This window comes from Streptomyces sp. NPDC051555 (assembly GCF_044454405.1).
Classification (GTDB): Bacteria; Actinomycetota; Actinomycetes; order Streptomycetales; family Streptomycetaceae; genus Streptomyces.
In genome coordinates this window covers 92,541-108,374 of sequence record NZ_JBITDP010000019.1, presented here as the reverse complement: position 1 = coordinate 108,374, position 15,834 = coordinate 92,541, and the positions used below count along the sequence as shown (strand labels likewise).

General features: G+C 71.9%; 19 protein-coding genes and 1 pseudogene. 8 read left to right on the top strand and 12 right to left on the bottom strand.

Annotation, left to right across the window (positions count from 1 at the left end; all coding sequences use genetic code 11):
* Positions 1-110: 110 nt before the first annotated feature.
* The 3 genes from lanA to ACIBEA_RS31705 all read right to left on the bottom strand — a co-directional run bounded on the left by lanA (position 111) and on the right by ACIBEA_RS31705 (position 1,384).
* Positions 111-266: an SCO0268 family class II lanthipeptide gene (lanA, locus tag ACIBEA_RS31715; RefSeq protein ID WP_354381260.1), complete on the bottom strand. Its 156-nt coding sequence runs from the start codon at positions 264-266 to the stop codon at positions 111-113.
* Positions 267-729: 463 nt separating this feature from the next.
* Complete coding sequence (locus tag ACIBEA_RS31710; protein ID WP_399266631.1) at positions 730-999, bottom strand: DUF4031 domain-containing protein; 270 nt, start codon at positions 997-999, stop codon at positions 730-732.
* A gap of 13 nt (positions 1,000-1,012) precedes the next feature.
* Positions 1,013-1,384, bottom strand: coding sequence for a hypothetical protein (locus ACIBEA_RS31705; protein WP_399266630.1), 372 nt, complete (start codon positions 1,382-1,384; stop codon positions 1,013-1,015).
* 172 nt (positions 1,385-1,556) lie between these two features.
* Here ACIBEA_RS31705 and ACIBEA_RS31700 point away from each other — a divergent pair, with 172 nt between their 5' ends.
* The 3 genes from ACIBEA_RS31700 (at position 1,557) to ACIBEA_RS31690 (ending at position 5,346) form a co-directional block, all read left to right on the top strand.
* Positions 1,557-2,516, top strand: a complete 960-nt coding sequence (locus ACIBEA_RS31700) for a MurR/RpiR family transcriptional regulator (protein ID WP_399266681.1) — start codon at positions 1,557-1,559, stop codon at positions 2,514-2,516.
* Between the two features lie 263 nt (positions 2,517-2,779).
* Positions 2,780-3,760, top strand: a complete 981-nt coding sequence (murQ, locus tag ACIBEA_RS31695; RefSeq protein WP_399266629.1) for an N-acetylmuramic acid 6-phosphate etherase — start codon at positions 2,780-2,782, stop codon at positions 3,758-3,760.
* A 53-nt stretch (positions 3,761-3,813) separates the two neighbouring features.
* Positions 3,814-5,346, top strand: coding sequence for a PTS transporter subunit EIIC (locus ACIBEA_RS31690; RefSeq protein ID WP_399266628.1), 1,533 nt, complete (start codon positions 3,814-3,816; stop codon positions 5,344-5,346).
* A 3-nt stretch (positions 5,347-5,349) separates the two neighbouring features.
* Here the strand turns inward: ACIBEA_RS31690 and ACIBEA_RS31685 are convergent, their stop codons facing one another.
* The 3 genes from ACIBEA_RS31685 to ACIBEA_RS31675 are packed head-to-tail and all read right to left on the bottom strand — an operon-like array spanning position 5,350 to position 7,397.
* Complete coding sequence (locus ACIBEA_RS31685) at positions 5,350-6,594, bottom strand: serine hydrolase domain-containing protein (RefSeq protein WP_399266627.1); 1,245 nt, start codon at positions 6,592-6,594, stop codon at positions 5,350-5,352.
* Positions 6,595-6,642: 48 nt separating this feature from the next.
* Positions 6,643-7,182 (bottom strand): amidase, encoded by a 540-nt coding sequence (locus tag ACIBEA_RS31680; RefSeq protein ID WP_399266626.1) that lies wholly within the window; start codon positions 7,180-7,182, stop codon positions 6,643-6,645.
* Positions 7,179-7,397: a hypothetical protein gene (locus ACIBEA_RS31675; RefSeq protein ID WP_399266625.1), complete on the bottom strand. Its 219-nt coding sequence runs from the start codon at positions 7,395-7,397 to the stop codon at positions 7,179-7,181. The genes ACIBEA_RS31680 and ACIBEA_RS31675 overlap by 4 nt, the downstream gene beginning before the upstream one ends.
* A gap of 114 nt (positions 7,398-7,511) precedes the next feature.
* On the opposite strand from ACIBEA_RS31675, the gene ACIBEA_RS31670 reads away from it, so the two are divergent.
* Both ACIBEA_RS31670 and ACIBEA_RS31665 read left to right on the top strand, forming a co-directional pair.
* Positions 7,512-8,339: a Scr1 family TA system antitoxin-like transcriptional regulator gene (locus ACIBEA_RS31670; protein WP_399266624.1), complete on the top strand. Its 828-nt coding sequence runs from the start codon at positions 7,512-7,514 to the stop codon at positions 8,337-8,339.
* Positions 8,332-8,580, top strand: coding sequence for a DUF397 domain-containing protein (locus ACIBEA_RS31665; protein WP_399266623.1), 249 nt, complete (start codon positions 8,332-8,334; stop codon positions 8,578-8,580). The genes ACIBEA_RS31670 and ACIBEA_RS31665 overlap by 8 nt, the downstream gene beginning before the upstream one ends.
* A 185-nt stretch (positions 8,581-8,765) precedes the next feature.
* Here the strand turns inward: ACIBEA_RS31665 and ACIBEA_RS31660 are convergent, their stop codons facing one another.
* The 3 genes and pseudogenes from ACIBEA_RS31660 to ACIBEA_RS31650 form a co-directional block, all read right to left on the bottom strand.
* Positions 8,766-9,227, bottom strand: coding sequence for a hypothetical protein (locus tag ACIBEA_RS31660; protein ID WP_399266622.1), 462 nt, complete (start codon positions 9,225-9,227; stop codon positions 8,766-8,768).
* A gap of 7 nt (positions 9,228-9,234) precedes the next feature.
* Positions 9,235-10,122 (bottom strand): annotated as a pseudogene (locus ACIBEA_RS31655) (MFS transporter); the annotation flags it as partial.
* Positions 10,123-10,615: 493 nt separating this feature from the next.
* Positions 10,616-11,206: a TetR/AcrR family transcriptional regulator gene (locus tag ACIBEA_RS31650; protein WP_399266621.1), complete on the bottom strand. Its 591-nt coding sequence runs from the start codon at positions 11,204-11,206 to the stop codon at positions 10,616-10,618.
* Between the two features lie 19 nt (positions 11,207-11,225).
* On the opposite strand from ACIBEA_RS31650, the gene ACIBEA_RS31645 reads away from it, so the two are divergent.
* A complete protein-coding gene (locus ACIBEA_RS31645; protein WP_399266620.1) occupies positions 11,226-11,687 on the top strand; it encodes a DUF6463 family protein in 462 nt (153 codons plus the stop codon).
* A gap of 24 nt (positions 11,688-11,711) precedes the next feature.
* Here ACIBEA_RS31645 and ACIBEA_RS31640 read toward each other — a convergent pair whose 3' ends face one another.
* From ACIBEA_RS31640 to ACIBEA_RS31630, 3 genes are all read right to left on the bottom strand, one after another.
* Positions 11,712-13,172: an alanine/glycine:cation symporter family protein gene (locus ACIBEA_RS31640; protein WP_399266619.1), complete on the bottom strand. Its 1,461-nt coding sequence runs from the start codon at positions 13,170-13,172 to the stop codon at positions 11,712-11,714.
* Positions 13,173-13,306: 134 nt separating this feature from the next.
* Entirely contained in the window at positions 13,307-14,029 is a 723-nt protein-coding gene (locus ACIBEA_RS31635) for a beta-glucanase (RefSeq protein WP_399266618.1), read from the bottom strand.
* An 88-nt stretch (positions 14,030-14,117) separates the two neighbouring features.
* On the bottom strand, positions 14,118-14,744 hold the full coding sequence (locus tag ACIBEA_RS31630) for a phosphoribosylanthranilate isomerase (RefSeq protein ID WP_399266617.1): 627 nt from the start codon (positions 14,742-14,744) through the stop codon (positions 14,118-14,120).
* Positions 14,745-14,880: 136 nt separating this feature from the next.
* Here ACIBEA_RS31630 and ACIBEA_RS31625 point away from each other — a divergent pair, with 136 nt between their 5' ends.
* Entirely contained in the window at positions 14,881-15,453 is a 573-nt protein-coding gene (locus ACIBEA_RS31625; RefSeq protein WP_399266680.1) for a Uma2 family endonuclease, read from the top strand.
* A 34-nt stretch (positions 15,454-15,487) separates the two neighbouring features.
* A complete protein-coding gene (locus ACIBEA_RS31620) occupies positions 15,488-15,823 on the top strand; it encodes a helix-turn-helix domain-containing protein (RefSeq protein ID WP_399266616.1) in 336 nt (111 codons plus the stop codon).
* The last annotated feature ends 11 nt before the right edge of the window (positions 15,824-15,834 follow it).

Genomic DNA, 15,834 nt, shown 5'->3' with positions numbered 1-15,834 from the left:
TCGAAGAGGTCCAACGTCGTTCATCCCCCGTGTCGGTACCAAGATGCGAAGAAACGAAGAAGCGGGGCGGGCACCGGCCCGCCCCGCTTCACATCACGTCGTCTGTTGCGTCAGCAGCAGGTGGGGCAGCGGGTGCCGATGGCGTAGCTGCTCGGCGAGGTGAAGGTACCGGCGCCGAACTCCTGCGACTGGTCGGAAACCTCGGAGATGCTGAGGTCGAGGTCCAGGTCGGACGTGTCGTTGGCGAGAATCATTTCGATGCGCATGTGTCCCCCATCGGGTTCGTGAAGCGAACAAATGATCGATACATCAGAGCGCCTGTTCGGTGCCCGCCCTCACACCCTTCATTGCGGCAGCATTGCGCGGGGAGCTGTTTTTCGGCCAACCGAAAGAAATGCCGGAGCGAGCCCTTTCCGGCGCAAGAACAGGGCCCACGGCGACCTCCGCACGTCCCCCTCGACCGGAAGCACCGCTTCAGCCAGGAGCTTCTCCGGCCCGCCGCAGCAACGGAGTTACGCGCTCCAGCGCCCCGGAAGCCGGGCCCCGAGGGCCCGCACCGACCCATGAACGCTCACATCCGGCCGCACACCGGGACCCCGCCGCCCACCTCAGGACCCACCCGTCACACCAGTGGCCCGGTGGCGCGATCGCGCCCTTGCCATGATCGCGCTCGACGGCTTATCGGACAGCCCCCGCGGTCGGCTCACGCGGTCGGTTCACGCGGACGGCTCACACGGACGGGCGGCCCTTCGGCCGGCGCAGGCCCGCGGCCGTGATCCGGCGGACGATCTCCTTGCTGCCCACCTCGACGGCGCCCGCGCGCACCGCGTCCGCGTACCGGTGCGAGGGGACGTCGTAGTGGTCACGCTCGAAGGCCCGCTCGGGGCAGCCGATGGCCGCCGCGAAGGCGTGCAGTTCCTCGAACGAGACGTCACTGACCAGGTGCGACCACATGCGGCCGTGCCCCGGCCAGGTCGGCGGGTCGATGTAGAGGGTCACCCGGGCCCCGGCCCTAGTGACCGAGGACGGAGCCGAGCCCGCCCACGGCGGCCACCTTCACGCCCTGCTTCCCGCACACCCAATGCGGATCGGGCCCCAACTCCGGGTCCACGTCCAGCGCGTGGAGGTCGGAGTGCGAGCAGACCGGACACAGTGGCCAGCGCCCGTGCTTCTCCAGGAGCGCGTCCTGCACGTCCTGGGCGACGAGCCCGGCGAGGTAGTCGGCACCCTCCGGCCACTGCTCCGCCCACCAGCGGCGGTGCACGACCGAGTCCTCGACGAGGGAGACGACATCGGCGTCGGCGACCTCACCCGCGATGAGGTCGGCGAGTACGAGAGCACGAGCGGCGTGCAGCGCCTGCTCCAGGGGGGTCGCGTGGTCCATACGAGTCATTGTGGACCCCCGCGCCCCAAGTGGCGAAGGTCCCGCCCGGCAGGTGCCTTATGGCGTCTTGACGCCCGGAACCGGCTGAAAATATCTTTCAGAGGTGAGCGAAAATCAGAAGGAAACTTTCAGCCAGGGCTCGGCGGCGAGCACGCCCCCGGCCGCCCCGGCCCTGATCCCCGGTCCCGAGACCCTGCGCGCCAAGATCCGCACGCTCGGCCCCGCCATGACCCGTTCCATGCTGATCGTCGCCGAAGCCGTCGCCGCCGACCCGGCCGACTGCTCACAGCTCACCGTCACCGCGCTGGCCGCCCGTACCGGCACCAGCGAGGCCACCGTGGTCCGCACCGCCCGCCTGCTCGGCTACCCCGGCTACCGGGACCTGCGCCTCGCGCTCGCCGCGATCGCCGCCCGCCAGGAATCCGGCGCCGCCCCCGCCGTCACCGCCGACATAGCCGTGGACGACCCGATCGCGGACGTCATCGCCAAGCTGGCCCACGAGGAGCAGCAGACCCTCGCCGAGACCGCCGCGGGCCTGGACCACGCCCAGCTGGCGGCCGCGGTCAACGCGCTCGCCGCCGCCCGCCGCATCGACATCTACGGCGTCGGCGCCTCCGCCCTGGTCGCCCAGGACCTCGCGCAGAAGCTGCTCCGCATCGGCCTGATCGCCCACGCGCACGGCGACCCGCACCTGGCGATCACCAACGCCGTCCTGCTGCGCCCCGGCGACGTGGCCGTCGCGATCACGCACTCCGGCTCCACCGGCGACGTGATCGAGCCGCTGCGGCACGCCTTCGAGCACGGCGCCACCACCATCGCCGTCACCGGCCGGCCCGGCGGGCCGGTCGCCCACTACGCCGACCTCGTCCTCGCCACCTCCGCGGCCCGGGAGACCGAGCTGCGCCCGGCGGCCATGTCGAGCCGGACCAGCCAGCTGCTCGTCGTCGACTGCCTCTTCGTCGGCATCGCGCAGCGCTCCTTCGCGACGGCCGCCCCCGCCCTGGCCGCCTCCTACGAAGCCCTGGCCCCCCGCCACCGAGCCACCGCCCCCGGCACCCCCCGAGCCTCCCCTCCGGGGGCAAGCCGGACCCGCCCCTCCGGGGGCGCCTCAATCGCCGGCGAGGCTGGATAGCCCGGCGACCGAGGGCCCGCCAAACCAAGCCCGCCCGGCGCTTGAGGGCCCGCCGGAGGCGACAACCGCCCCTCCGGGGGCGCCTCAATCTCCCCCAGCTAACGCTGGGAGGTGCCCCCGGGCGAGGCTGGGATTCAGCCCGCCAGGCGAGGCTGAACAAGGCCGGGCCGGCCCGACCCCGCCAAATCAAGCCCGCCCGGCGATTGAGGGCCCGCCGGAGGCAAGACAACGGCCACAGACCACCCGCAAGGAGCAGCCCCACCATGACCACCCCCCAGGCCAGTGCCAGCGCCACGGCCAACGACCTCCGCTCACAGCTGGACACCCTCACCACAGAGGCCTTCCGCCCCGAGCTCGCCGACATCGACCGCCTCCCCACCCTCGACCTCGCCCGCACCATGAACGCCGAGGACGCCGCCGTCCCCACCGCCGTCGCCGCGCGGCTGCCGCAGATCGCCGCCGCCATCGACGCCATCGCGGAGCGCATGGCCCGCGGCGGCCGGCTGATCTACGCCGGCGCCGGCACGGCCGGCCGGATGGGCGTCCTGGACGCGAGCGAGTGCCCGCCCACCTTCAACACCGACCCCTCCGTCGTCGTCGGCCTGATCGCGGGCGGCCCCTCCGCCATGGTCAAGGCCGTCGAGGGCGCCGAGGACTCCGTGGAGCTGGCGGTGGCGGACCTCACCGCCCTCGGCCTGACCGCCGACGACACGGTCATCGGCATCTCGGCCTCCGGTCGCACCCCGTACGCCATCGGCGCCGTCGAGTTCGCCCGTACCCGCGGCGCGCTCAGCGTCGGCCTGTCCTGCAACGCGGACTCCGCGCTCGGCGCGGCCGCCGAACACCCCGTCGAGGTCGTCGTCGGCCCCGAGCTGCTCACCGGTTCGACCCGCCTCAAGGCCGGCACCGCCCAGAAGCTCGTCCTGAACCTCATCTCGACGATCGTGATGATCCGGCTCGGCAAGACCTACGGGAACCTGATGGTCGACCTGCGCGCCTCCAACGAGAAGCTGCGCGCCCGCTCCCGCCGCATCGTCGCCCTCGCCACCGGCGCCCCGGACGAGGAGATCGAGGCCGCGCTCAGCGCCACCGCCGGCGAGGTCAAGCACGCGATCCTCGTCATCCTCGGCGCGGTCGACGCCCCCACGGCCGCGGACCTGCTGGAGTCCGCACACGGCCACCTCCGCGAGGCGCTCACCGCCGCGCGCCCCGCCCCGGCCCCCGCTCACGCCCCCACCGCCTGACCGCACGACCGCACGACCGCCACCCGACCCACCACCGAGGGACGACCCGCACCATGTCCACAGACAAGAACCGCGCCACCGCCGCCGCGATCCTTCCGCTGGTCGGCGGCCCCGACAACATCACCTCGATCGCCCACTGCATGACCCGCCTGCGGATCGGCCTGCACGACCGCGCCCTCGTCCAGGACGAGGCCCTCAAGGCCCTGCCCGCGGTCATGGGCGTCGTGGAGGACGACACCTACCAGATCGTCCTCGGCCCGGGTACGGTCGCCCGCGTCACCCCCGAGCTGGAAGCCCTGGTCGCCGAGGAACGCGCCGCCGCCCCGGCCGCGACCCCCGCCACCGCCACCACCCCCGGCCCGGATTCCCCGCACGCCGTGACGGCCGACGAGCTCGCCGCCCAGGGCGCGGCCCTCAAGCAGGCCCAGAAGGCGAAGAACTCCACCCCCCTCAAGCTCTTCCTGCGCCGCGTCGCGAACATCTTCGTCCCGTTGATCCCCGCCCTCATCGGCTGCGGCATCATCGCGGGCCTCAACGGCCTGCTGACGAACTTCGGTTGGCTGCCCGCCATCGTCCCCGCCCTCGCCGCGATGGCCTCCGGCTTCATGTCCCTGATCGCCGTCTTCGTCGGCTACAACACGGCCAAGGAGTTCGGCGGCACCCCGATCCTCGGCGGCGCCGTCGCCGCGATCATCGTCTTCCCGGGCGTCGCGAAGATCGACGTCTTCGGCCAGCAGCTCTCCCCCGGTCAGGGCGGTGTGCTCGGCGCCCTGGCCGCCGCGCTGCTCGCCGTGTACGTCGAGAAGTGGTGCCGCACGTGGGTCCCCGAGGCCCTCGACGTCCTGGTGACCCCCACCCTCACCGTGCTGGTCTCCGGTCTGGTCACCATCTTCGGCCTGATGTTCCTCGCCGGTGAGGCCTCCCACGCCATCGGCACCTTCGCCACCTGGCTGCTCGCCACCGGCGGCGCCTTCGCCGGGCTGGTCCTCGGCGGGCTCTTCCTCCCCCTGGTCATGCTCGGCCTGCACCAGGCCCTGATCCCGATCCACACCACCCTGATCGAGCAGACCGGCTACACCGTCCTGCTCCCCATCCTCGCCATGGCGGGCGCGGGCCAGGTCGGCGCGGCCATCGCGGTCTACTACCGCCTCCCGCGCAACGGTTCGCTGCGCCGCACCATCAAGTCCGCGCTCCCGGCCGGTTTCCTGGGCGTCGGCGAGCCGCTGATCTACGGCGTCTCGCTGCCGCTGGGCCGCCCGTTCGTCACCGCCTGCGTCGGCGGCGCGGCCGGCGGCGCCTTCATCGGCCTCTTCAACCAGCTGGGCGTGGCCTTCGGTTCGACCGCCATCGGCCCCTCGGGCTGGGCGCTGTTCCCCCTGCTCAACGGCAAGGGCGGGCTGGGCATGACGATCGCCATCTACGCGGGCGGCCTGGCCGTCGGCTACGCGGTGGGCTTCCTCGCCACCTACTTCTTCGGCTTCACGAAGCAGATGCTGGTGGACCTGAACACCGACCCGGAGCCGGCCGCCGTCACGTCCCCGGACACCGCCGCGCCGGCCCCCGCGAAGGAACCGGCGCTGTCCTGACCGTCAGCGGGCCGCGGCCTGCGCGGGCAGGTTGAACACGTTCCCCGGCGAGGCGATCTTCGTGATCGCCTCGCCGAAGACCGTACTGGGCTCGGCGCCCTTGTAGTTCACGTCGGTGTTCAGGACCACGACGAGGGTGGCCTTCGCCTCGGGCAGGTAGATGGTCAGCGACTCGTAGCCCGGCAGCGAGCCGTTGTGCCCGGTCCAGCCCTGCACCCGGAAGATGCCGAGGCCGTACCCGGCGCCCGGGATCGTGGTCTTGATGGTCTCCAGCCGGTCCTTCTGCGTGGCCGCGCCGACCATCGCCCTGCCGTCGGGGAACACTCCCGTGGCCACGGTCGGCGCCCAGATCCGCAGGTCGTCGAGGGTGGAGATCATCGCGCCCGCCGCCCAGCCCCAGGAGGGGTTCCAGTCGGCCGAGTCCTCCAGCTTCCCGCTCGCGGTCTGTTCCGTGTAGCCCTGCGCGTGCGGCTCCGGGAACTCCGCACCCTTCGGGAAGAGCGTCCGGTCCATCCCCGCCGGGGTGAGCACGTGCTCCTGGACGTAGTCGGCGAGCGCCTGCCCGCTCTGCTTCTCGACCACCAGGCCGAGCAGGATGAGGTTGGTGTTGCAGTAGTAGAACTGGGCGCCCGGCGCGAAGAGCACGGGGTGCTTGAAGGAGTACGCGAGCAGCTCCTGCGGGGTGAACGGTCGGTCCGGATCGCCGGTGAGCGCCTTGTAGAAGCCCTCGTCCGCCGAGTAGTTGAAGAGCCCGCTGCGCATCTCGGCCAGCTGCCGCAGGGTGATCTTGTCCCCGTTGGGCACCCCGCTGATGTACGTGGCGATGGTGTCGTCCAGCTTCACCTTGCCCTCGTCCACGAGTTGGAGCAGGGCGGTCACGGTGAAGGTCTTCGTCTCGCTGCCGATCCGCATGTGCAGGTCCCGGGCCATCTTCTGCCCGGTGGCCTTGTCCGCGACGCCGAAGGAGCGTACGTACTCCCCCTTGTCCGGAGTCCACAGCCCCACGCTCACGCCCGGTACCTTCGCCTCGCGCATGACCTGCTGCACGGCCGCGTCGAGCTGCTTCGCCACGGCGGGCGTCAGCTCCCGTACGGTCCCGGGCGCGACCGGCGGATCGGTCGCGGCGGAGACGCCCGGCACGGCCGTCCCCTGCGCGAAGGCCGCCCCGCCGGCGAGCGGCACGAACAGCATCCCGGCCGCGACGGCGGTCACGGCCCCCCTGCGCAACCGCATGGACGAGTGCGTCATGGCCAGACTCCTGCCACAGAGGACAAACCCGACTTCCAGCCTAGGCCGTCAGGGGTGGGGCCGCGCGGGGAGTACGGGCCCGGCGAGCCTGTCCCGCTTGGCGGCCACGGCCTGCGGGTCGGCCGGCCCGTTGACGGCTTCACAGGCGGCGATCAGCTCGTCCAGACCGCGCCGGCCGTCCGGATCCCCGCGCCCGGTCGCCGTCCGCAGGAACCGCACCAGGTCATCGACCCCGTACCCGAGCTGCTCCCCGCGCTCCGCGGCCATCAGCAGCAGCTGCCCGACGATCTCCGCACCCCAGCCGTCCGGACCGTCCGCCGACCACTCCCAGAGCTTCTCGATGCCGAGGTCGGTCATCAGCAGCCCGTACCGGGTACGGACCTCGCCGCAGACCTCGGCCACGGCGTCCAGCAGCCGCGCCCCCGAACGCTCGCACCGCAACGCGAAGTACCCGCCGACCTCCTCGACCGCGCATCCCGGCGGCGGGTCCGCCCTGATCGCGTCGTACCGGGGGTCGTCGAACCCCGCGACGCCATCCACCGGGCAGTGGAGCAGCCGGAACCGCTGCCGCACCGGCGCCCCGGTCACGGGTGGGCCCGCTCGTGCAGCACGGCCGCCAGGCGCATCGCCGTGTCCAGGTTGCAGCGCCCGAGGTCGACGAGCGGCATCCCGTACGTCCCGGCCGCCGACACCACGTCCACCCCGAGGGACGGGAACACCACCCCCACCCCGTCCAGGGCGTCCTTGAGCTGCCAGACGGCCTCCTCGGCGGCCTGGCGCCGCTCCTTGGGGGTCATCACCATCACATGTCACCTTTCGCTCTGAGTAATCAGTTTCTACACACAGCGTGGCGACCGGCTCGCTAGCCTTTCAATGCGAACCCCGCAACAACGGGACGTGTTGACCAAGGAGTTGGCATGCCACCAAAGCCCCTGGACCCATCCTCATCACCCCGCGCCCTGCTCGGCGCGGAACTCCGCGTGGCCCGCGACCGCGCGGGCCTCAGCCAGGCCGAGTTGGGCGAACCCCTCTTCGTGAGCGGCTCGTTCATCGGCCAACTGGAGGCCGGCACGCGCCGCATGCACCTCGACATCGCCAGCCGGATCGACGAAATCCTCACCACGGGCGGCTTCTTCGCCCGCAACTGCGAGGCGGCCGCCAAGTCGAAGTACCCGGACCACTTCGCCGCGGCGGCCGAGGCGGAGGCGATGGCCACGGTGATCCGTGACTACGCACCGCAGACCATCCCCGGCCTGCTCCAAACGGAGCCCTATGCGCGTGCGGTCTTCCGCGCGTACCACCCGACAGCAACAGAAGCGGTGATCGACGAACTAGTGGAGAACAGGCTGGGCCGCGCCAAGTTGCTCGCCGATCCGACAACACCTCTGCTGTGGTGTGTGTTTGACGAAGCGGTCCTCCGGCGCGAAGTTGGCAGCCCGGAGGTGATGGCCGGCGCATTGCGCCACATCGCAGCTCTGATCCGGTCCCACCGGATCATCGTCCAGGTAATCCCGTTCACCGCGGGAGCCCACGCGGGCATGATGGGACTGCTCAAGATCATGTCCTTCACCGACGCACCCACGCTCTCCTACGCCGAAGGCAACGGAACTGGACAGCTCTTCGACGATCCGGCCACGGTCGCGCGGCACGTCCTGAACTACGATCTCCTCACGGCCAGCGCGCTACCACCCCGAGAATCACTGGCCATGATCGAGTCCGCGGCGAAGGATTACGAGCATGCCTGAGTACGACCTGTCGACGGCCATATGGCACAAGTCCAGCTACAGCGGCGGCGACGGCGGCGAATGCCTGGAGGTCGCCACCTGGCGCAAGTCGACGTACAGCGCGGGCGACGGCAGCAACTGCCTGGAGGTCGCCGACGGGCACCCCCACATCGTCCCCGTCCGGGACAGCAAGCGCCCCGACGGCCCCCACCTGGCCTTCGCCGCCCCGGCCTGGACCGCCTTCGTCGCCACCCTCGGCTAGGGCCGTGGCACGAGCGCCGGGGGGGGGGGGGGGGGCCCCCCCCCCCGCCCCGCGGGGGGGCGGGGGGTGGGGGCGGGGCGCGGCGGGGCGGGGCCGCCGCGGGCCCCCCCCCCGGCGGGGGGGGGGGGGCCCGGGGGGGGGGGGGGGGGGGGGCCCCCCCCCCCCGGCGCCGGAGGTACTGCCGTTCAGTCGGTCCGGTCCTCGGCGTGCCTGGGCAGGTGGAACATCAGGGCCCACATCAGGGCGAGCAGGCCGGCGACCCACCACAGCACGGTGAGGAACGCCTCGCGGTTGAGTCCGGCGTCGGGCGAGCCGTCGGTGGTGGTGAAGAACACCAGGGCGGTCAGCGCCGTGCCCAGCGCGATGCCCAGGTGCATGACGGTGTTGAACAGGCCCGAGGCCGAGCCCGCGTCCTCGTGCGGGACCCCGGCCAGGGACATGTCGGCGAGCGGGCCGCTGACCATGCCGAGGCCGAAGCCGATCAGTACCACCGGAGCGGTCATCGCCAGCAGGGTCAGCTCCCCCCGCACCGCGTCGATCTGGAGTCCGTAGCCGGCCGTCGAGACGAGCGTGACGAGGACTCCGGCCTGCGGCAGGCGGCGGGCGGCGGGCGAAGCGACCCCCGCTCTTCGTCGTGACCGTCGCACCGGCCAGCTCTCCGACGGAGAGCAGCACGAAGGCCAGGGCCGCGTGGAAGGGGCTCATGCCCAGTCCGTGCTGGAGGTAGAGGGTCCAGGTCATGAAGAACAGCCCGCACAGCAGGCCGTGCGCCAGCTGCGCGGCCATGCCCCCGGAGAACGGCCTGCTCCGGAACAGCGACAGGGCCACGAGCGGCGCGTTGCCCTGCTTGCGCCGCTGCTGGCGCAGGAAGACGGCCAGCACGAGGAGGCCCGCGGCGGGCAGGACGAAGCACCACAGCGGCCAGTGGCGCAGGTGGCCCTCGGTGAGCGGGAAGACGATCAGGACGATGGCCAGCGCGGACAGCAGAATGCCGGTCAGGTCGATCCGGTCGGCCTTCTTCACCGTCGACTCGGGGATGAACCGGCGCCCCAGGAGCAGCACGGCGAGGCCGACCGGGACGTTGACCAGGAAGATCGGCCGCCAGGACAGCCCGAAGAGGTCCGCCTCGGTCAGCAGGCCGCCCATCACCGGGCCCAGCACGTTGGCGAGCGACATGACGGCGCCGTACAGGCCGAACACCTTGCTGCGGCTGCGCCCCTCGAAGGTGACGTGGAGGGTGGCCAGGATCTGCGGGATCATGACGGCCACCGCCACGCCCTGGAGGGCGCGGGCGCCGATCAGTGCGCCGGGCCCGGCGGCGAGGCCGCACAGCAGTGAGGCCGTGGTGAACGCGACGGTGCCGATCATGAGAATCCTGCGCCGACCGTAGAGGTCGCCGAGGCGACCGCCGGTGATCAGCCCGACAGCGATGGGCAGGGAGTAGCCGGTGGTCAGCCACTGCACGGCGTCCGGTCCGGCGCCGGTCGACTCCTGGATCGCGGGCAGGGCGGTCAGGACGACCGACTGGTCGATCAGGTCCATCAGTTCGGCGCCCAGCAGCACCAGAAGGGCGATCCAGGCGGACAGACCCAGCTTCGACAGGCAGGGTGTGGGGTGGTCTGGGGACGGGGTGGCGTGCTGCGGCTCGTTGTCGAGCGCGGAGGAAGACACGACGGGGAACTCCTGATCCAAAGGAATCGGGGAGCTCAGCAGACGGCCGCACCGGGGCCGGAAAACACCGAAGCCGGGGGCAGACGGCAGAGCTGCACCCGGGAAATGACAGAAGACTGCGAGGGGGGTGACGCAACTCAGGCCAGCGCGACGTCCGCCCCCGCACACGTGCGACACAACAGCACGCGGGAACACGGACGACTACATGGCCTGGTTGATAAGAAGTCACCTCAAGATCGCGGCACAAAGGAACAGGAAACGCCACCGACACCTCGGCACGGCAACCGATCCACCATAGAACAGCCCAGGTCCTCGTCGCACACGAATTCTGGGCGTGCCGATCGGCACAGAAGGCCCCCGCCCGCTACGCCTCAGCCCCGCACGCCACCATCGCCATCGCCGCGATGCGCGGTGCGAGGTCCGGGGCGGGCGGGTTTTCCAGGAGGAACACCCAGGCGAAGACGGTGCCCAGGACGGCGGCGTGGACCAGTGCGGGATCCGGCAGGGCGGCCAGTTCGCCGCGCGCGACGGCTCGTTCCAGCAGCCCCGTCACCAGGGCGCGCTCCTCGGCGACGAAGGTCGCCTGGAAGCGGGCGGCGATCTCCGGCTGCCGCTTCACGTCGGCGAGCAGGCCGGGGGTCGCGGCGGCCGCGACAGGGTCCGAGAAGATCCCCAGGATCAGGGCAGCGAGCGCGGTGAGGTCCCCGCGGAGCGTGCCCGTGTCCTCCAGCGGCTGGGGTGCGCGCCCGTGGACCAGCGCGGAGAAGACCAGCTCGCCGCGGGAGGCGTGGCGACGGTAGATCGCGGCCTTGCCCACGCGCGCCCGGGCGGCCACGGCGTCCACGGTCAGCGCGGCGTATCCGACCTCGGCCACCAACTCCCGTACCGCGTCACGGATCGCGTCGTCCACGCGGCTGTCCCGCGGTCGGCCGGGGGGTTGCTTCGAAGGCTGCACGGGTCCACTATACGGAACTATGAGTATCGAAACTGTCAGTACCGTAACTGCGCCCGCATCCGGCGACACGAACCGCGCCCGCAGCCTGAACCTCTGGGCCGGGCGCACCAGCGTGGCGATCGGCGTCCTGCACATCGCCGCCTTCACCGCCAAGACCTGGCCGAGATGGGGCGACTGGATCGGCGGCTCACTGCACGGCCGGGCCGCCATCAAGGACCCCGCCAACGCCGCCTCCATGGCCGAGTTCTGGGCCCTGCCCGGCAGCTTCGCCGTACCGCTGGTCCTGCTCGGGCTGCTCGTGGCGCGGATGGCCCGCACCGGCCAGGAGGTCCCGCGGTACCTGGGCTGGACCGTGGGCGCGTGGGTCCTCGTCGGCGCCTGGATCCTGGAACCGTCCGGCTTCCCGCTCGGCCTCGTACCGACGGCGCTGCTCCTGCTCGCGCAGCGCCCCTCCGCGCGGCGCGGGTCCGAGGCGGTGTAGCCGGCAGCCGGCCGGTCAGTCGGGTCAGGACCGGCCCGCCGCCGCGGGGACCGTCACCCGGACCGGGTCCCAGCACTGGACGCCCCGCAGGTCCGGCATGCGGTCGCGGGTGAAGACCGGGTCCAGGCCCGCGCGGCGCTGGCCGAGGTAGTCCTCCAGGAGGCGGAAGGCGATCGTCGACAGCGGGATGATCGCGAGGAGGTTCACCAGGGCCATGAAGCCCATGAAGACGTCCGCCAGGTTCCACACCACCGACACCGAGCCCAGCGACCCGAGCACGACCGTCAACAGCACGAGCACCCGGTACGACGGCAGCACCCACCGCTTGCGGGTGATGAACTGGATGTTGGACTCGCCGTAGTAGTAGTTACCGATCATGCTGCTGAAGGCGAGCATGAAGACGACCACCGTCAGCAGGTGCCCGGCCCAACTGCCCAGCGTGTCGCTCAGCGCGGTCTGCGTCAGGTCCGCGCCCTGGCGCCCGGCCGGCTCCGGGTTGCTGACGAGCACGATGAAGGCCGTCATCGTGCACACGAGCAGCGTGTCGAAGAAGACGCCCAGGGACTGTACGAGGCCCTGCTTGACCGGGTGCGAGACCTCCGCCGCCGCGCCCGCGTTCGGGGCCGAGCCGAGGCCCGCCTCGTTCGAGAACATGCCGCGCCGGATGCCCTGCTGGATCGCCGCGCCGATGCCGCCCGCCGCCAGCTCCCGCAAGCCGAAGGCGCCGCCGACGATGTCCGCGATGACCCGGGGGAACTCGGACGCGTTCAACAACACGACCGCCGCGCCGAGCAGCAGGTAGACGATCGCCATGACCGGCACCAGCACCGTGGTCACCGCCGCGATCCGCTTGACCCCGCCGAAGACCGCCAGGCCCAGCAGCGCGGCCAGCAGCAGCCCGAGCGCGGGCGCGAACCAGGCCCCGTCCGTCTCCGGCAGCGAGCCCGTCGCCACGGAGGCGATCGTGTTGGCCTGGACGGCGTTGAAGACGAAACCGAAGGTGACGGTGATCGTCACCGCGAAGAGGACCCCGAGCCAGCGCTTCCCCAGCGCGCGCTGCATGTAGTACGCCGGACCGCCCCGGTACGCGCCGGTGGCGCCCCGCACCTTGTAGAGCTGGGCCAGCGCCGACTCCACGAAGGCCGAGGCCGCGCCGATGACCGCCATCACCCACATCCAGAAGACGGCGCCCGCGCCGCCCAGGGTGATGGCGGTGGCAACACCGGCGATGTTGCCGGTGCCGACCCGCGCCGCCGCGGAGATCGTGAAGGCGCCGAAGGACGAGACCTGCTTGCGGCCGTCCGCGCGCGGCGGGGTCTTCTCCTTGACCACCCGGAACATCTCCGGCAGCAGCCGCAGCTGTACGCCCCTGGACCGGACCGTGAAGTACAGGCCGGCGCCGACCACCAACGGGATCAGCAGGTAGGTCCAGAAGCGGTCGTTCACGGCGACGATCAGCGCGTCCAGGGAGGCCAGGGAGTCCATGGCTCGAAGTCTCCCGGGGCGGAAGGCCCCCGGACAGGGACCTTGGTCCACGGCCGCAGGGCCCGAAGGCCCCGGTCGCGCCGGCCCTTGGCCCCGCCCGCGCCGCGCCCCCGCGCCCACCCCGGCCCGCCCCGCTAGCGCCGGTACACCCGCAGCGTCGACACCTCGTAGGACAGCTCCGTCACGCCGGGTTCCGGGGCCGGGTGGTAACGGCCCGCGCAGACGGAGAGGTTGACGATGAGGTGGGCGTGCCAGGACCGGCCGACGCCCCTGCCGTCGCTGAAGACCCGGGCGCCGTTGACCCACCAGATGACCGACGACCTCCCGAACTCGACCTTGAGGTCGACCCAACCGCCGGGCCGGACGACCGGGTCGCGGTAGTAGAAGTGCGCCTCGCGGACGTGGTTCGACAGCTCCAGCAGGTCCGGGTTGTCGGGGTGGTACTCGAAGACGTCGATCTCCTGGCCGCCGTCGCGCCAGGTCCAGATCCCGGGCCAGGCGCCCCGCCCCACCGGCAGCTTCACCCGGGCCTCCAGCACGTCGCCGGTGCGCACCATGAAGCCCTCGTCACTGCCCTCGGTGGTGAGCAGCCCGCTGTCCCAGTCGCCGTCGGGGCGCAGCGTCGCCCGGAAGACCCCGCCGCGGCTGTAGGCGGGGTCCTGGACGAGGTGGTCCAGCTTGTTGTCGCCCGGATTGACCGGGCCGCCGTCGGGATACGCCCACGAGCGGCCGGCGACCCACTGGGTGGGCGAGGTGAAGTCGGCGGTGAAGACGGGGGCGCGGCGCGGGCGCGGCAGCAGCCCGCCGCGCTCCCCGGGGGCGAGGTGGCGGGTCAGCCGCCACAGTCGTTCGAGCATGTCGGAGACCATGTCCAAGGGCTGCCCGCCCCGCGCCGCCCCACACCCGGATTCTCGCTGAGAGTAATCATACGGGCACGTTGGGCCATCACGGCCGGCTGTTGCGGGCCTCCGCCACGAACGCCCGGATCAGCTCGGGGGACTTGATCCCGCGCTCCCGCTCCACCCCGCTGGATACGTCGACCCCCCACGCCCCGGTGGCCCGTACGGCCTCGCCCACATTGCCCGGGGTCAGCCCGCCGGCCAGCAGCCAGCGGCCCCGCGGCGCGGTGAACTCCTCGGACCCCCAGTTCCAGGGCTTGCCGGAGCCCGGGTCCGGGGCGTCGATCAGGAGCAGGTCCTCGCCGTACTCCCCGCAGCGCGCCACGTGCTGCGAGGTGGCCCGCAGCAGGGTCCGACCCTCGGCACGCAGGGCCGCGAAGTCCGCCGGACCCTCCTCCCCGTGCAGCTGCACCCCGCGCACGCCGCTCTCCTCGGTGAGCCGGCGCACCTCCGCCACGGACTGCCCCCGGAACACCCCGACGGTGAGCACCCGCTCCGGGATCCGGGCACCCAACTCGCGGGCGAGCGCGGGGTCGATCGTGCGCGGGCTGCCGGGCGCGAAGACGAACCCGATCGCATCGGCCCCGGCGTCCACCGCCACGTCGACGTCGACCGCGGTCCGCAGCCCACAGATCTTGACGAACACGCCCGCCCCACCCACCTCATCAGTCATGCCCATCAGTCAACCAAACGCGCCCGGACCACCGCACCGCGTCCCAGATGCCGGGCGGGGAGACCTTGCCGCCACTAGCCTGGGACAAGGCACACGCACGGGGCAGCACACCATCCGGAGGACGACGGTGACGATCATGAGTGAGCGGGCCACACCCATAGAGACCCTGTCGCCACCGACGTTCGAGACCCTCCTGCGCACGGTCGAGGAGATGAACACGCCGGACGGCTTCAAGGCCGAGCTCATCCGGGGGAAGATCGTCGTGTCACCGTGGTCCAAGCTGCGCTACTACCGCCCCATGCGCGCCCTGCGCGAGCAGCTCCAGGCACACGCCCCCGAGGGGCACGTCGCCGACACCGCCCCCTTCCTGTTCCAGTTCCCGGCGGCGAACCGCGCCTACGGCCCGGACCTGTACGTCACGGACGAGTCGGCCTTCGACGAGGAGGGGCGGCACGCCGACGGGACCGCCCTGTCGCTCGTCGCGGAGTCCACCTCCCTGTCCACGAAGGACGTGGACTGGCAGGAGAAGCTGGACGTCTACGGCGGGGTGGTGCCGATCTACCTGGTCGTCGACATGCAGGAGCGGGAGATCACCCGCTTCTCCGACCCCTCGCCGCACGGATACCGCTCCCGCACGACGGTGTCCTTCGGCGAGCCCCTGCACGTCCCGCACCCGATCGAATGCGACATCGACACCACCGGTTTCTAACGCCCCGAGGGGTGAACCGGACCACGGGGGCGCCATGAACCACAGCCGCTGGAAGCTCGCCCGCGAGCAGCAGGCTGCCCAGGAGTACTCCGAGCCGCCCGAGGTCGAGGCCGAGCGGGCGGAGATCCGGCTCGCGATGGCCTTCGCCAAGGCCGTGTACGACCGGCGCAAGGCGCTGGGCCTGTCCCAGGCCCAGCTGGCCGAGCGGGCGGGACTCACCCAGGCGAAGATCTCCCGCGTCGAGGGAGCGGACGCCGTCCCGACCCTGCCCCTGCTGCGACGCCTCGCCACCGCCCTGGACGCTTCGCTGACCATCGATCTGGGCCGGGACCACGAAGCGGTCGCCTTCGTCGCCCGCCCGGCCGCGTAGGAACGCCCGAG

What these genes read in the sequence shown, in the direction of transcription:
- ACIBEA_RS31625 (WP_399266680.1), top strand. Translation starts at nt 14,881, where the DNA reads ATGAGTGAGCGGGCCACACCCATAGAGACCCTGTCGCCACCGACGTTC.
- ACIBEA_RS31635 (WP_399266618.1), bottom strand. Translation starts at nt 14,029, where the DNA reads ATGCTCGAACGACTGTGGCGGCTGACCCGCCACCTCGCCCCCGGGGAG.
- ACIBEA_RS31640 (WP_399266619.1), bottom strand. Translation starts at nt 13,172, where the DNA reads ATGGACTCCCTGGCCTCCCTGGACGCGCTGATCGTCGCCGTGAACGAC.
- ACIBEA_RS31630 (WP_399266617.1), bottom strand. Translation starts at nt 14,744, where the DNA reads ATGACTGATGAGGTGGGTGGGGCGGGCGTGTTCGTCAAGATCTGTGGG.
- ACIBEA_RS31675 (WP_399266625.1), bottom strand. Translation starts at nt 7,397, where the DNA reads ATGGTGATGACCCCCAAGGAGCGGCGCCAGGCCGCCGAGGAGGCCGTC.
- ACIBEA_RS31685 (WP_399266627.1), bottom strand. Translation starts at nt 6,594, where the DNA reads ATGACGCACTCGTCCATGCGGTTGCGCAGGGGGGCCGTGACCGCCGTC.
- ACIBEA_RS31690 (WP_399266628.1), top strand. Translation starts at nt 3,814, where the DNA reads ATGTCCACAGACAAGAACCGCGCCACCGCCGCCGCGATCCTTCCGCTG.
- murQ (WP_399266629.1), top strand. Translation starts at nt 2,780, where the DNA reads ATGACCACCCCCCAGGCCAGTGCCAGCGCCACGGCCAACGACCTCCGC.
- ACIBEA_RS31665 (WP_399266623.1), top strand. Translation starts at nt 8,332, where the DNA reads ATGCCTGAGTACGACCTGTCGACGGCCATATGGCACAAGTCCAGCTAC.
- ACIBEA_RS31620 (WP_399266616.1), top strand. Translation starts at nt 15,488, where the DNA reads ATGAACCACAGCCGCTGGAAGCTCGCCCGCGAGCAGCAGGCTGCCCAG.
- ACIBEA_RS31705 (WP_399266630.1), bottom strand. Translation starts at nt 1,384, where the DNA reads ATGGACCACGCGACCCCCCTGGAGCAGGCGCTGCACGCCGCTCGTGCT.
- ACIBEA_RS31670 (WP_399266624.1), top strand. Translation starts at nt 7,512, where the DNA reads ATGCCACCAAAGCCCCTGGACCCATCCTCATCACCCCGCGCCCTGCTC.
- ACIBEA_RS31645 (WP_399266620.1), top strand. Translation starts at nt 11,226, where the DNA reads ATGAGTATCGAAACTGTCAGTACCGTAACTGCGCCCGCATCCGGCGAC.
- lanA (WP_354381260.1), bottom strand. Translation starts at nt 266, where the DNA reads ATGCGCATCGAAATGATTCTCGCCAACGACACGTCCGACCTGGACCTC.